This window comes from Mucilaginibacter flavidus (genome assembly GCF_024055575.1).
Classification (GTDB): domain Bacteria; phylum Bacteroidota; class Bacteroidia; order Sphingobacteriales; family Sphingobacteriaceae; genus Mucilaginibacter; species Mucilaginibacter flavidus.
Genome location: NZ_JAMXOE010000020.1, coordinates 67,500 through 83,097, shown reverse-complemented (window position 1 = coordinate 83,097; position 15,598 = coordinate 67,500). Strand labels below are relative to the sequence as shown.

Annotated in this window: 12 protein-coding genes; 7 read left to right on the top strand and 5 right to left on the bottom strand. The window is 41.5% G+C overall.

Features of this window, described 5'->3' with window-relative positions; translation table 11 throughout:
• Nucleotides 1-30: 30 nt before the first annotated feature.
• From NAF19_RS23250 to NAF19_RS23235, 4 genes are all read right to left on the bottom strand, one after another.
• Entirely contained in the window at nucleotides 31-1,776 is a 1,746-nt protein-coding gene (locus NAF19_RS23250) for a tetratricopeptide repeat protein (RefSeq protein ID WP_252792746.1), read from the bottom strand.
• A 303-nt stretch (nucleotides 1,777-2,079) separates the two neighbouring features.
• On the bottom strand, nucleotides 2,080-2,490 hold the full coding sequence (locus NAF19_RS23245; RefSeq protein WP_252792745.1) for a hypothetical protein: 411 nt from the start codon (nucleotides 2,488-2,490) through the stop codon (nucleotides 2,080-2,082).
• A gap of 125 nt (nucleotides 2,491-2,615) precedes the next feature.
• Complete coding sequence (locus NAF19_RS23240; RefSeq protein WP_252792744.1) at nucleotides 2,616-2,981, bottom strand: hypothetical protein; 366 nt, start codon at nucleotides 2,979-2,981, stop codon at nucleotides 2,616-2,618.
• Nucleotides 2,959-4,929 (bottom strand): AAA family ATPase, encoded by a 1,971-nt coding sequence (locus NAF19_RS23235; RefSeq protein WP_252792743.1) that lies wholly within the window; start codon nucleotides 4,927-4,929, stop codon nucleotides 2,959-2,961. Before NAF19_RS23235 ends, NAF19_RS23240 begins: the two co-directional genes overlap by 23 nt.
• A gap of 346 nt (nucleotides 4,930-5,275) precedes the next feature.
• Here NAF19_RS23235 and NAF19_RS23230 point away from each other — a divergent pair, with 346 nt between their 5' ends.
• The 7 genes from NAF19_RS23230 to NAF19_RS23200 all read left to right on the top strand — a co-directional run bounded on the left by NAF19_RS23230 (nucleotide 5,276) and on the right by NAF19_RS23200 (nucleotide 13,258).
• Complete coding sequence (locus NAF19_RS23230; protein WP_252792742.1) at nucleotides 5,276-7,372, top strand: beta-galactosidase; 2,097 nt, start codon at nucleotides 5,276-5,278, stop codon at nucleotides 7,370-7,372.
• A 326-nt stretch (nucleotides 7,373-7,698) separates the two neighbouring features.
• On the top strand, nucleotides 7,699-9,420 hold the full coding sequence (locus tag NAF19_RS23225) for a M28 family peptidase (RefSeq protein WP_252792741.1): 1,722 nt from the start codon (nucleotides 7,699-7,701) through the stop codon (nucleotides 9,418-9,420).
• Between the two features lie 343 nt (nucleotides 9,421-9,763).
• Nucleotides 9,764-10,066 (top strand): ArsR/SmtB family transcription factor, encoded by a 303-nt coding sequence (locus NAF19_RS23220; protein WP_252792740.1) that lies wholly within the window; start codon nucleotides 9,764-9,766, stop codon nucleotides 10,064-10,066.
• A 42-nt stretch (nucleotides 10,067-10,108) separates the two neighbouring features.
• Entirely contained in the window at nucleotides 10,109-10,705 is a 597-nt protein-coding gene (locus NAF19_RS23215) for a short chain dehydrogenase (protein WP_252792739.1), read from the top strand.
• Nucleotide 10,706: 1 nt separating this feature from the next.
• Nucleotides 10,707-11,489 (top strand): PhzF family phenazine biosynthesis protein, encoded by a 783-nt coding sequence (locus tag NAF19_RS23210; protein ID WP_252792738.1) that lies wholly within the window; start codon nucleotides 10,707-10,709, stop codon nucleotides 11,487-11,489.
• A gap of 137 nt (nucleotides 11,490-11,626) precedes the next feature.
• Nucleotides 11,627-12,562 carry a class I SAM-dependent methyltransferase gene (locus NAF19_RS23205; protein ID WP_252792737.1) on the top strand — a complete coding sequence of 312 codons (936 nt, stop codon included), beginning with the start codon at nucleotides 11,627-11,629 and terminating at the stop codon, nucleotides 12,560-12,562.
• A 288-nt stretch (nucleotides 12,563-12,850) separates the two neighbouring features.
• Nucleotides 12,851-13,258, top strand: coding sequence for a response regulator (locus tag NAF19_RS23200; RefSeq protein ID WP_252792736.1), 408 nt, complete (start codon nucleotides 12,851-12,853; stop codon nucleotides 13,256-13,258).
• Nucleotides 13,259-13,362: 104 nt separating this feature from the next.
• Here NAF19_RS23200 and NAF19_RS23195 read toward each other — a convergent pair whose 3' ends face one another.
• The gene (locus NAF19_RS23195) at nucleotides 13,363-15,372 is read right to left on the bottom strand and encodes a patatin-like phospholipase family protein (RefSeq protein WP_252792735.1); all 2,010 of its coding nucleotides are present in this window, start codon (nucleotides 15,370-15,372) and stop codon (nucleotides 13,363-13,365) included.
• Between the last annotated feature and the right edge of the window lie 226 nt (nucleotides 15,373-15,598).

Here is a 15,598-nt window from a genome sequence, read left to right as displayed (position 1 = left end):
CGGGAAACCCTAAAACTAATGTCTAAAATCCTAATAATGCTTTTTTGCACCTTTTTGAATATAATATTGCGCCATTCTCATGTGATCGCCATATGATGATGAATCTATTGGAAGAGCTATTTCATGCGCTGACTTAAATTCATCATAAGCTTGTTTATACATCTTCAAATTCATATAAATGCCACCAATATTATTATATGCTTCTGCGCTTGGTTTAATTAAAATAGATTTATTATAGTCGGCAATAGCTCGTTTTAGTTGTCCGGAGCGTTTGTATATCACCGCTCTTTCGTAATAAGCATGGCTGTTTTGAGGATTTAGTTTTACTGCGTAAGAGTAATCATGTAAAGATGCTTCTGTTTTGTTTTCACCGTCATCTTCAATGTCTCCCCTTAAAATATACAAATTAGCCGAATCAGGAGCTAGGTTGATACACAAATTAATATCCGAAAGCGCTTTTTTATACAGTTTAGACCAATAGTAATACGCGCACCGCCTAATTAATGCTTGATATAACAGCTTGGGGTTTTTTCCTTTTTCATTTATTTCAACATCATGTTCATACTTATTTTTCATTTCTATGAACATTGCCATGTTTGTCAAAGTAGTTGAATCCCCGGGATAAATCATAAAAGCATGATTGAAACAATCTTCAGCCAAATCATACTTATGGGTTTTGATATAAACTATTCCTTTATTATTATAAGCCATTAAATCATCTGAATCATAATATAAGGCTTCATCGTAACATTTCAGCGCAAGAGCGAATTCATTGCTTTTGCCGTAAACATTTCCTAATCCAATGTAAGATGGGACATATTTTTTATTGTACTTAATAGCTTGCCTGTAATAAAAAGCAGCACTATCATTTGTATTAAGCTCATAAAACGAATTTCCTTTAAACAAATTGATAGTCGACTTATTAATATCGCTTGATTTAAAGTTTAATGCTTTGTTAAAATAAGATATAGCCGAATACCATTTATATTGTACATATTCCAAATAACCTATACAGGAAAAAACAAGAAAAGAATTGTTATTGGTAACCTGAGATTGAAGTTCAAAACTGTTTAATTGCGAAATTTTGAACGTACTTTGCTCATTTTGGATAGATAAATCATGTTTGACATTTTGTATTGTCGAATCTAATATCTCAAATTTTGTTTTTAAATAAATATCTGTCGGAGACTTCGAATACCAGCCCCATATCACAATTGCCGCCTTTTTTTCTCTTGCAATGGCTTTGGCTTTAGTGATCCCACCCGCGCTTTCGGAAATGGGCGTTTCTAATAGTTCAATCTTTATACTTTTATCGGTGTCTAATTGTTCATTTAACTCACCATATAATTTGGCCGCAAAAATGTCCCTTGATGAATCTGTCTCATTTTTAAATGGTATGATTAGAACAAGGATTTTATTTTTGTTAATTTTAAATTCGTTTCTCAATTTATAAATAGAAAAAATTAATGCAGGCAGTAATATCAGCGCTGCAATAAGTAGATAGCGGTTTCGGTATTGATATTTAGGAAGGGAAAGTATTGAGTCTGCCGACGATCGAATCAATGAAGTTTTTTTTTGGCTTAGGATTATGTATGTCAGAATGCCAACAATTAATATACAAACCATTACTGATATGTAAAATTTATAATTATCCTCGTAAATCTTGAAAATAAAGGGAATAACACATGAAATTATAATGAAAAAAATCTCCTTATATGCCCTATATGTTTCCAAAAGTGTTTTACCGACTTTCTGAATTTTTTCTAATGAATTCAATGCCAATTAATAAGATGAATACTTGTAAATTTAATAATTAATAATTGAAAAGATTCCCTTTGAGCACCGTCGTTGGATATTGACATTATCCTCTTCTGCTAGTGCAAACGTTTTAATGCAGGGCCCATATGGTTGTACTCCCTATGCGCTACCGCAGTTCCCGTTAACGCGTAACAAGCGTCAAATAACCACATTTTGATCGCAATACTTTAAAATACAAATATTTTATGATAAGGGTAGCCGCTTTGTTAGCAAAGCGATTCTAAATAAACGCTGACCACGCGTACTTTGCTGGCGGAGTTCTTATGTAATTATTCCTAATTCCCTAAGAATGTCATTTTTAAATTTACTAAATGGTCGGTGACCAAATTTCCCCTCTTGCATCTCACTGCCGAATGCTATACTGTAAAGTTCCTCTGCGGATATGCTTATACCACATAGAACTTTCTCCTGAAGAATACTCAAATAATTATCTGAAAATTTGTACCTCATATCAAGTAAAATCTTTAGTTCATAATCGTGACTATTATAAATTACTTTCGTTTCAAGTTCGCTTAGAGTATTTGAGGATTTGACAGTACGGGTATTTAAAAGTATCCCAAGACCAGAGGGTGTTTTATTGGTATACTCATATGAAAAAGTATATTCATTTAAATAATCATCGAAATAAGGATGATAATGTGTCCCCAATTGGAAATCGGCTGTATGTTTCACACCGGAATTGCAGACGCCGCAACTTGGTATTAGATTATAAAATGACAAGGCTAACAAGGGATGCAATCCTTTACTAAAATAATGGTCAAAAGTCGGCCTAGTTATTTTTCTGCGGTCATGAGCGATTACGGTATGGGTGTAATTGCGGTTGCAATAAACACATACGTTAACTTCAAGTGCAGCGGCAAGATCATAAGCGTCATATATTGTCTTTTTTTTTGTAATAAACCAATCGTAGTCAAAATTGTCTTAAGCGCTTCTTTGTTTGCCGGGGTAAGCGTCTGGTTAATGGCAGCGCTCATAGCAAATATTTCTGCAGGTCTTCCTATCAGAATTTTCAGTAGCTGGTCTTCTATTGAATCTAAAAAAATGCGTGATGTCCCGGCATTCGCAGCGTCGTCCAGACGATCAAGTACCGGCAAAGCCATATTGTGATAAAATTCATTTTTGGCTTTGAGCACTCTGCGATCACTTGTTGGTATTTTTATCATGTCTAAGCTTTTGCTCTTTCTGTTTTTGCAATTCGACAATCTGCCGGTCAATTAAAGAAAGTTCTAGATCACTATTCATCTTGTGATCGTACATTTCAGCCAATTTTTTCCTAACGATCGGTTCGTCGATTATATCAATAAGTTTGCGGTACAATTCTGATTCGTCTGATTTTTCATCTTTGAGCCAAGTAATTATATTCTGTATCTTATATTTAGCAAAATCTCCAATGAGTCCGTCATCCACAAAAAAAGAATTTGCCAATAAGTCTGTTATGTTCGCTCCAAACGTTTTTAACATCTTTAACGAATTAAGTATCTGGACTTTGTTATCCCTGTTTTCTAAGCAAACAACGTTAGAACTGGGTAAGTCTGACAAGGTTAAAGGATCATGTGTGGTAAAAATAATCTGGATACAAGGCGTTTGCGTGTACTTTTCAAAAAAGTAAGGTAGAGTGCTAATAATTGCTTTTACAAACTTTTTCTTCCATACAGGATGAAATCCAAGGTCAGCTTCGTCTAAAAGCAATATAAAGGTCTTTATTCTTTTTTTGGGATTGACCCTAGGATTTAATTTGACATCGAGGAAACTGTACAATTTGGAAAACAAGTTCAGTAACGCATTTTCGCCTGAACTTAACCTTTTTTCGGCTGGTGAATAATAAATAAAATCGGGCACTAGAAAATTAAGATCACGAAGGATTTTGGAACCTTTTTTCAACTGCTTGTTATAATAGCTGGAGATGTCATAAATGACTGTTCTGTGTAGTTTTAAAATCTCTATAGCATCTTTGGCTGAACAAATCATCTCATTTTGGTTTATTTGTTCTCCATCACGAATGGAGTCAGCTACTTTATATATTTTGTCGAAAAGCGATTTTATTCCCTTAACATCAAATGCCTGTTTGTTGCCCGCGGGTGTCGGTATTCTAGTTGCCGAAAGAAAGGCCAAAAATAATTCATAGGCGCTTTTTGCGTGTTTTGCCTGAAATTCTCTCTCATCAAATTGAACTGAAGTTAGATAGTCATTGCTTCGGTCCATATGTTTAAAAAGCAGAGAAACCAGATGCCTGATCAGGTTTCTTTTGAGTAAGTACCCTTTTACTTCAGCTTCGTTTATCGTTCTATTGTTTTTTTCGATTTTACGAATTTTGACATGATCATTGAGTTCTGATTCAATTCTTTCCTCTAATTCTTTTAATGGCTCTCTTAATACATAGGGCACGTTTCTCGGTTCTTTATCGGTAATTAAGCCCCGGAAATAAAGTGATGCATTTCCATGCAAAGGAAAATCAAAAATATTTTCAAAACGATGTTCCTCTACTACCAATGAACTGGTCATAAATAGAATCTGCCGCAGTGAGTTTTTAAAGAGTAATTCCTGCTTGACTGGAAAATTTACGCCATATTCATTGGTATCCATCGCCTCCATATCTATCAGGTCGAGATCTATAAATTTGTCAAGCGAAATATCAAAATAATCAATTTCATCAAAGTTTGGATTGAAACGATAATCAAGGTGTGGTGAATAATAAATGGTTTGAAGGCTGTTTTTACTTATTCCCTTGATCTTTTTTCCTGCCATGTATAATGTTTCGATGTCATGCGAATAAAATAGCAATTGGTCTTCGTTTTCAACTAGTAATATAGATTTAACATGAGGGAGAGCATTTGTATTATCGATAAAACAGCGGCGGATGATGTCCAGCAGGGTTGACTTTCCAACTCCATTTTGACCAACAATAGCACTAACATTTTCTATCGTATTATTTGAATTAGTTATATTGAAAAAGCCTTTACAATACTGAGGATTGATTTTCCTAGTAACAATGAAATGATTGTCGTTTTTTTCAATTTCATATAAATACTTTCCGCCGAGATTAACCATATTGAAATCATATTGCAGGTAGGCATGTTTTTCAATAAATAATGCTGCAATGGTAGGTTTCATGAAGTTTTTGGTTAAGGTTTGCGTAGATTCTTTATTATCTACTGGTCTGTTTTTTTAAGATGATGCGGTAAATTAGTAATTACTTTAATAATATCAATAAAAATCCAGCAAAAGCAACAATGTTTTTTTAAAGGTTAGGTGCCTAAAGCTTTCCGATAAGCCATCCGCTGCAAGACTCACGCCTTGCGCCCCGCTTAAAGTTAACCGCTAGTATTCCCGGTTAAGAGCAGTAGCCGCATCATCCCCCTCCCCTCCAATTAAATTTTTTATTGTATTTTTCACACTTAAAAAACTTACCTTAACCTGTTCATAATTCCACTTACCAATTCTAATAAAACTTAATAAAATGAGAAGCATAAAGCTTAAGGCAAAACTTTTGAGTTCCTTTATTATTTTGCTCTTTTCGTGTTCACAGCTAATGGCTCAAATCAGCGGTAACAAACTATTGTACGGCGTGGCCTATTATGATGAATACATGCCGTATCACCGCCTGGAGACGGATGTTAAAATGATGAAAGCCGCGGGAATAAATGTGGTGCGTATAGCCGAATCGACCTGGAGTACAGAGGAACCGCAGGAAGGCGTTTATGATTTCAGCCATATTGATAGTGTTTTAAATGCAATGGGTAAAGCCGGTATCCATGTGATCCTGGGCACGCCAACCTATGCAGTGCCAACGTGGCTGGTAAAAAAATACCCTGATATTTTAGCGACTACCTCAAGGGGGCAAAATCAGTACGGCGCGCGGCAGAATATGGACATCACCAATGTGCATTTCAGGGCCTATGCCGAAAATATCATCCGGAAAATAATGGAACACGTAAAGGACAGCCCGGCAATAATAGGCTACCAGGTTGACAATGAAACAAAGCCATATGGCACCAGCGGCCCGAATGTTCAGTTGCTTTTCCAGCAATACATGAAGGATAAATTCAAGTCGCTGGATACCATCAATAAAGCATTTGGCCTCGACTACTGGAGCAATCGCATCAACAACTGGGACGATTTCCCTTCGGTGAATGGCAGTATCAACGCGAGTTTATCGTCCGAGTTTGCAAAATTTCAACGCAAGCTGGTTACAGATTACCTGGCATGGCAGGCAAGCATTGTGAGGGAGTATAAACATCCCAACCAATTTATTACCCATAATTTTGATTTCGACTGGCACGGCTATTCCTACGGCATACAAACGGAAGTGGACCATTTTGCGGCTGCTAAGGCCCTGGACGTTGCGGGTGTCGACATCTATCACCCAAGCCAGGACCATTTGACAGGCCTTGAAATTTCCTTTGGGGGCGATGTTGGCCGGTCGATGAAAAACGGGCAGAATTACCTGGTGATGGAAACGGAGGCACAGGGTTTTCCGCAGTGGCTGCCGTACCTGGGGCAGTTGCGGCTGCAAGCGTTCAGCCACCTGGCGTCGGGCGCAAACATGGTTTCTTACTGGCATTGGCATTCCATCCATAACTCTGCCGAAACCTACTGGAAAGGCCTGCTCAGTCACGATTTTCAGCCAAATCCTACCTATGAGGAAGCCAAAACCATCGGTGCTGATTTCGACAGGTTAAGTTCGCATTTGATCAATCTTCAGAAAAAAAACCAGGTGGCCGTGTTGTTCAGCAACGAGGCGCTCACCGCTTTTAATGCATTTTCATTCGGACCGGGGCCCCGCGAAGGCTATAACGATATTTTAAGGCCCCTTTATGATGCCTTGTACCATATTAATGTGGGGGTAGATTTTATCGACCCAACGAGTGTAAACCTCGAAAAATATAAATTGATTATTGTGCCGGTGCTGTATGCCGCGCCCGACAGCCTGTTAAAACGGCTAAACCTGTTTGTAAAAAACGGCGGCCATATAGTTTACACGTTCAAAAGCGGCTTCTCCGACCAAAATGTAAAAGTGAGGAGCACAATACAACCGGGAATAATCAATGAAGCATGCGGCATTGAATACAGCCAGTTTACGGCGCCTGAAAATGTGTCGTTAAAAGACGATCCTTTTCATGTTGGCAAGGATAAAAATACCGTAAGCAGGTGGATGGAGTTAATAACACCTACAACAGCAAAAGTACTGGCCTACTACGACCACCCGGTATGGGGAAAATATGCGGCTATAACACAAAACAGCTATGGCAAAGGGCAGGCAACGTACATAGGCTGCATGACTTCGGACGCTGTAAATGAAAAAATAATGGAAAATGTCACCAGGTCGGCCGGGTTGTGGGGCGCCGACCAGGAATTGAAATTTCCGCTGGTGGTTAAATCCGGTATCAATCAGCAGGGAAAAGTAATCCACTATTATTTTAACTACGCGCCAACCCCTGCAACTTTTATTTATCCGCATAAAAATGGCACCGAGTTGTTGAAAAACGTACCTGTACTTTCGCAGCGTAGCATTGAATTGCCTGCATGGGGCGTAAAAATCATAGAGGAAAATTAAAAGCCTGTAATGCCCGGCAAACACGGGTTTTTATGAAAAGTGCTGACACTAATTTGTCAGTACTTTTCGCATTTTTTAGGGTAGCAAACGAGGTAAAAAGTGCATTTTTGAGACAGAAACAGGCTTTTTGCACATTGGGCCGGGCTTTTTGCTGTTCCACCCTGTTCCTTGTGTTTCAGTGTGCACAGGAACACAAAACTATACTAAAATACTGACACTCGTTTACACTGTGAGCCTGGCTGAAATCAAATGTTGCGCATCGCCCAAAGTTGTTTTCTTCCAATTGCCAACAAATAATCCTTAATTTGTCTCAACATAACACCTCCATGATAAAAAACATACTATGCGCTGTGCTTGCCCTTTCCGCCAGCCTCGCCTATGCCCAAAAGGCAAATACCATTGATAACTATTACCCGCTGCTAAGAAAAACCTTTGTAGAAGCCAACGCCTTTAAAACCGTAGCCTTTGTTGAAAAACGCTGGCGGGTGCCGGGCAATTCGGGTTTTAACGAGAGCATTTACGAGGTGGAGAAAATACTGCAGGCTGCCGGGTATAAAAAGGAAGTTAAAGGCGAAGCGGATGGTCCGTTAACCTATCGCCTGGAAACCCGCGAGCTGCGCCAGCCCACCTGGGAGCCGGTAAATGCCACAGTGACCATTGAGGGCGAGCAGCAGCCATTATTAAAGTTCGCCACCAACCGCAATATGCTGGCCATGTACTCGGGCAGCACGCCTGCGGGTGGTGTTACCGCCGAAATTATTTATTTAGACAGGGCCTCCCTTAAAACCGCCGACCCGGAAACGGTAAAAGGTAAGATCATTTTTACTGAAGGATCGATAGGCCAGGCATACCAGGTTGCCGTAAAAAATGGCGCATTAGGTGCTATGGCCTACAGCATGCCGGCCTATACCCAGCCCGAAAAAAATGTTAATTCCATCCAGTTTACTGGCGTGGGAAACCAGGATACCTTGAGCCATAACTTCGGGATATTGCTTTCATACCAGGCAAAAGAACGCTTGAAAGCTGCCCTGCAAAAAGGCCCGGTTAAAGTACATGTTGAAACCGAATCGAAAATGTACACCTCTAAAGAATTGACGCTGGTCGCCAATGCACGCGGTAGTGTAAAGCCCGATGAGCGCTTTGTATTCAGCGCCCATGTGCAGGAACCCGGCGCTAATGATAACGCTACAGGTGTTGGCACCTTGGGCGAAATGGCCCGGGTTACTGCGGAGCTTATCAAACAGAAAAAATTTGAGCCGGCGCGCACCATTACTTTTTTATGGGGCGTAGAGATCAGTTCGACCGCAAGGTATATTAAAGAAAATGCGGAACGTGCCAAAGGCATAAAATGGGGCATGAGCCTTGATATGGTGGGCGAGGATGTAACCAAAACGGGCGGCACTTTCCTGATAGAAAAAATGCCCGACCCGTCGGCCATATGGACACGCGGTGCCGATAAACACACCGAATGGGGCGGCAGCGTATTAACAGAAAAAGATATGTTCCCCCATTATTTTAACGACCTGGTGCTAAACCGCTGCAAGCAACAGGGAAAAGACAACGGATGGGTAGTAAAAAGCAACCCCTTTGAAGGCGGCAGCGACCACACCCCATTTTTGGAAGCCAAAATACCTGGCCTGCTGATGTGGCATTTCACCGATGTGTTTTACCACACGGATGCGGACCGGCTGGACATGGTTTCGCCGCAGGAAATGAAGAACTCGGGTGTAAGTGCATTGGCCACAGCCTATACCTTAACCGCCGCCAACCAGGCCACAACCCTGGCGCTAATTGCCGAACTGGAAAAAAATGCGACCGACCGCTTGCAAGCCGAATATGAGCTGGGTTTGCAGGCCATAAAGGCAGGCTCACCTGCCGCTGCCGAAAAACATAAAATTGACGTATGGGCAAAATGGTATACCGATGCCATCGGAAAGATGACCGATATTAATGTGGAGGGTGTTACCGGGGCAATAAACAGCAGGATAGCTGCGGCACAGCAAAATATAAATGGATTGAATGCGAAATTTGATGAAGGGCTTAAGTAAACTTGATTTAATTAATTTTTGATTGGTAAGACGGCCCGTGCCCTTTTAGTTGCCGATTCGAAAATAAAGGTGTCCCTGGTTGGTTTGGGCTTTTATGGTTTTGTAACTTTAATATATAATAAAACACGTTAGCCGGCTTTAGCCAAAATGTACGAGCGATAATTTGATTTGCGCCCCCTGTAGCGTTTGGGGGCTTTTTTTCATAATGTTTTAGCAGATGTATTTGAAAAACAAAGCCTTACATTCTTTTAATAGAATGTATTAAGCCTGGCGCCAATTATCATCCCAATGAAAGATTTTTATCAAATCTATAAATATCGATATGTAATTATATCTTTGTGGCATGGACATCATAAAAATAAACGCCTCGCTTGCCAACGCCGCCCGTTATGATATTTTGAGATGGCTTAAAGACCCTGAAAACAACTTCCCGCCACATAAGGAAGTCAGCGGTTTTGGGGATGGGGTATGTGTTTCGTTCATAAAAGATAAATCGGGTTTGTCGCAGTCCACCATTTCGCATTATTTGAATATGATGGAAAATGCACAGTTGGTTATCGCTACCCGTATAGGAAAATGGACCTATTATAAAAGGAACGAGGCAACGCTGGCCGCATATTTTAAAGCCTTACAGGAAGAGATATAAAAAAATTTAGACGTATAAATCGATAAAGTTAAATATATAGATATGAAAATTCTGATTATCGGCGCCTCGGGAATTATAGGGAAGCCATTATTTGAATCGTTAAAAAAGGAGCATGAGGTATTTGGCGCATACCGGAGCAGCACGGAGTACCCGGTAGATACCAGGGATACTGCGTCGGTGCGGTTGTTACTGGAAACACTGCCCAAACTGGACGCCATAATTAATGCTGCGGGCTCGGCCGTTTGGGAAGAGTTTGATTTGTTGACAGAAGCCGACTATTACGTGGGGATCAAAGACAAACTGATGGGGCAGGTTAATCTTGTCCATACCGCTAAAGAATTTTTGAACCCAAATGGTTCGATAACGCTTACAACAGGTATCCTTGCTGATTTTCCAGAGCCCAGTTCAGCGGGTTTGGCATTGGTAAACGGGGCCTTGCATAGCTTTGTTATGGCCGCCGCTCCTCAGTTAAAAAATAACATCAGGCTCAATGTTGTCGCTCCCGGGGCAATTAAAGGCTCCATTGAGGGCGAGGAACTTTTCGCCGGGCATGCGCCGGTAACCATTGAAGCTGTAATTGATGTATACAAAGAAGCATTATTGGGCTCAAGAACAGGCCACGTATTAAAAATTTATTAACATGAAAATCCCAATTTATCAAATCGACTCGTTTACTAAGACGCTTTTTGGTGGTAACCCGGCAGCCATATGCCATTTACCTTATTGGTTGAGCGACCAAACCCTGCAGAACATTGCCATTGAAAATAATCTGGCCGAAACGGGTTTTTTTGTAGAAAAAGATGGTAAGTACGAGATCAGGTGGTTTATGCCACATGCCGAGATCGACTTGTGCGGGCACGCAACACTGGCCGCTGCTTATGTGATTTTTAATTATTTGGATACAAAATTAACGAAAGTATCGTTTTCGTCGCTTAGCGGTATCCTTTCGGCAACAAAGGAAGATAGCGGCGCCATCACGTTAGATTTCCCATCGTGGCCGCCAAAGCAGGTGCCAATACCCCAACAGGTTATTGACGCCTTCAAGGCGAAACCGCTGGCGGCGTTTGCCGCAAGAGACCTCATTGTGGTTATGGAATCAGAAGAAGAGGCTTTAAATGCAGACCCCGATATAAATTTGCTGAAAGGCCTGGGCTATGTTTGCCTGGCTATAACGGCGAAAGGAACTATAGCCGATTTTGTTTCCCGCATTTTTGACGCCGAAGCAGATATGCCCGAAGACCCGGTTACCGGCTCTACCCATGCTACCCTGGTGCCTTATTGGGCGGATGTTTTGGGTAAAACGGAACTGCGGGCTCTGCAGCTGTCAAAGAGAGGGGGCGAGATTGCCTGCCGACTGGAGGGTGAGCGGGTATTTATGACGGGTTTCGCCGTGCCTTATCTGAGTGGGTTTATTGAGGTTTAAAGGTGCTTCCACAAAATAATACGAAAGGCAGTTCATTTGAATATTGATTGCCTTTTTTGTTTATCACTAATTCTTTTTTAGCATTATTGCCGAATCAATGTACATGTTCAAAAATCCTATCTAACAAAAAGCGAAAATTGACTAAAAACGAACCGGGTATTAACGATAACGAGGAATCGTTCTTTAAAATCCAGGCGGATATCGAAGCGTTTGAGAAGGATGCCGCACTTTACGAAGAGCAGAACTTCGATAATCGTTTAGATGCCATCGATTTCCTGGAGTTTCATATTATTGACCATATTGAAAGCCTAATTAAAAAAGCAGCCCAGCCAGATCAATTGATATTACTGATGCAACGGGCCGAAAATATAAAGTTAGCATTAGAAGCAATAGACAATAACATGTTCAAAAAGCTCCGGGCACATATCCGGTCCAACGGATGTACCGGGGAACAGTTCAAAAAGCTGCTGGGCAAATACATTGATTTTAACGCCCATGGAAGTGACCATGAAGAAGCTGGTTATGACAACCTCGATATTTTTATAAACGGATTGCTGTCTCCCCTGACTATCCCGGAGCAAACCACGGCCTTAGAACCGGAAATGGTTTTTTACCAAAAAACACCGGCGAGGATAATTTTCGAACTCGTAGAAATGGCTTTTATAACAAAGGATGACGTTTTTTTTGATTTGGGTTCCGGCCTGGGCCAGGCATCCATATTGGTTAACCTGCTGGCGGGAGCAAAAGCGGTAGGTGTGGAATTTGAGCCTGCTTTTTGCAGTTATGCAGGCGGGTGCGCGGTGCAATTAAACTTACCAAACGTATCCTTCATAAATGCAGACGCCCGGCAAGCAGACTACAGCGACGGCACCGTGTTTTTAATGTACACCCCCTTTAATGGCGAAATTTTGCAGGATGTTTTAGCGGTGCTGAGAAAGGAATCGCTGACAAGGAAAATTAAAATCATCACTTATGGGCCCTGCACGGCCCAGGTGGCATCGGAGGGTTGGCTGGATATTACTGTGAGCAACAATGATAATATTTATAAGCCCGCGGTTTTTACGTCTATTTGAAGGGGAATAACCTGAGATGCCGGGAAAATGCTACAAATAATATTGCCGGTGTTCGAAGTTTTTGCGATACGCGAACAATTACGCAGATATTAAAAATATCATACTTTTATTACCCGTTCGCCACGGTTCAGGCTGCAATTTAAGTCGTACGCAATAGAAATTTAATCTAAACAGTGCCAGTGTATCTTTTTAATTAATTCATGCACTAATGTTGTTACTTATTAAAAAATATTAATAACTTTCTTTCGTGTTATTATTACACGTAACCCTCCCTAACTAATTTAAAATATGCAAAATAAAGCGATAAACGTTTTGTTGATAGATGATGACGACCTGAATAATTTAATATCGACAAGGTATATCAAAAAATACTTTGCAAACTCAAACATTACTGCTTGTTTAAACGGCAAGATAGCCATCGACCTCATCACGGAGAAAAAAGCTACGCAGCCAACGTTCGGCTACGATTATATTTTGCTCGACCTGCATATGCCGGTAATGAACGGCTGGGAGTTTTTAGAAAACTACACATACCTAAGCATGGTCGGGAAAGAGAAATGCGAAGTTTTCCTGCTAACATCATCGGTGCACGATGAGGATAAGCTGCGTGCAAGTAACTACCCCTTTATAAAAGATTATATTATCAAGCCCTTATTTTCTGATAAAATCTTTAAAATTTTCAATTTGGTGGAATAAGGGTTGACGCAATTATTGGTTGTTTGTATTATCTGTTTTTTTATCTGGTAATTAGCTAATAACGCTTCAGGCGGCACGGTTTACTCCTGCATACATACGTTATTTTAACTCAGCGGAACCTCCACTGTTAATTCATAATGACCTTCGGGGCCGATTTTGCCATGGATGCCCTGCCCGCCCTTCTCTGCCGACTTCGCCACGCCATTTATTGTGCAGCTAAAAAACACATTGTAATCTCCCGGGCCGCCCGAAAAACGGTAAACGGCCTTGAGTACCTTATTGTCGATGTTTTGCTGATAGGAGATACCTGATGCGGTTACCGGAACCGGGTTGCCGTCAATATTTACGTCAAGATACCTGAAATTACCCGTAATTGTTGAAGTAAAGGTAGCCAGCGGAAATGTTTTGGGGTCTATAACAGGTTGCGGCGTAAAGCCTTTTAACAAGCCCCAACTGGTAAATTCCTCTTTTAAAGTGCTAAGTATTGCTTTTGTTAGCAGGCCGCGTAATAGAATAAAAGTTCCAATCCCCAGGAAGAATTTAGCTACGGGCTTGTAGTCCGTTATATTCAAAATCACTTTTTGGATGCGGCTTTTAAGCGCGCCGCTATATTGTTCAATGGCGTCCCAGTTTTGAACGGGCCATTGTTTGTTGCCGCCGCAAAAGTTTATTTCCGGCATTTTAATTTCACCGTTTCCTACGGGTAAAATCTGAATGCTCCCGTCTTTTGCTGTAAACTGAGTCAAATCAACGCCTCTGTAGCCTGCTGCAAAAATCGGGTTAGCCTCCAGGCCGGTTGCCGGGATTGTAAAATACTGCTGCAGAAAAACCTGGCAATTATACCGGCCAAGGAAAAAATCGTGCACACGAAATTCCTTATTTAAAAAACCGCTAAAGCCACCCAGCGCGCCACAGGCAATTGCCCGTTCACCCTGTATTGTTTTTTGTTCTGTCGTTCCCCTGTTGATGGTACGCGAGGGATCCACCAGGTACTGTCCGGCACAGTCAGGGTTCATCGCGTCCTTAATTTGTGAGGCTTTGGCGCGCATCTGGCTAATCATAGCCGAAAGGGTAAGGCCAACAACATGCAGCAGTTTATCGCTAAGGCTTATGGTCTGTGGTTTTGTGCTTGGAAAAGGGGCAATCATCAAAATGGTAGACTTGAACTTATTATAGCTTTCGTAGTCATTTTGATCCGGTTGTTCAGTTATGACCGCTAACACCTCCCTAACTTTATCAAAAGGCTCGTTATTTATAATGCCACCATCAACATTCAGACTGTTATAGGGGTCGCGGTCCGTCTGGATAGCCTTAATCGTTTTATTATCATATAAAGGGTTGTTGTTGACTGTTTTTTCGGTCCGGCTCACTACCCTTGAACGCAGGCCAACCGGGAAAGCGCCCGTTGCCATAGCTGCATCCATGGCGGCCCGGGTGTTTTCGCCCGATTTGATATTGAGCGGCATCCACCCATCCGAAGTTGGCTGCTCTCCCTGCCTTAGCAATTCAAAGCAGGCATAATCATTGTGAAGCTGCATGTAATAAGGGTGGCGGGTACCCGGCGCATCCGATTTGAACGTTATATCATACGTAAAACCTTCGAGGTTGCTTAATGTAGTAAACAATTTGAGTTTACGGGGAAAAAAATCCGGCAGCTCCTGCCAGGCAACAGACCCGTCGGGCCTGATGGCCCGCTGCGCCACCTCATCTATAAACCGGCAGTTAAGTGCCGAAACAACATCGCTGCCTATATCATCAGTAGCGAGCATTTTACTGAACATATCGCGTGCGGTCAAATCAACCCACGAATGATAAAGGATGTTTTCCGGGCGCTCCTCCTGCGGGTCAGGCAATGGTGCTGTTACAGGGGTAATGCCCTGCTGCAAGGCAGCAGCGGTAATAATAGCAGTCATCCCGCCGGCCGAGGCGCCACCCATAACCGGGATCTCAATTTTGTGCGAAGGAAAGCCGTTTTGCCCGCGTGTTTTTTCGTACGCAGCCAGCGCTTCTAACAGGTAGTCCATAACGCCCGCGGTGTAGGCGCCTGCCGAGACTGCACCAGCCATGCAAATGCCAAGCTGAAATGCGGGATTGGGTGTATGGTTGTCCGTCATATTTTTTTTAATTGAAAAGCAGGATGATTATCAAGAAATTAAGGCTAATAATAGAAAAACTACAGGACATTTACCAGCGTAAAAACACGGTAATTGCCTGAGTATTTTCACCTGATTTTTGTAGTTGGAACCAACTGCGCCCCTGCAATAAATGGAATAACATTAATGATGCCTGCTCAAAACCAGTGAGAATATTTATTATAAAACTAATTTACCTGTTAAAACG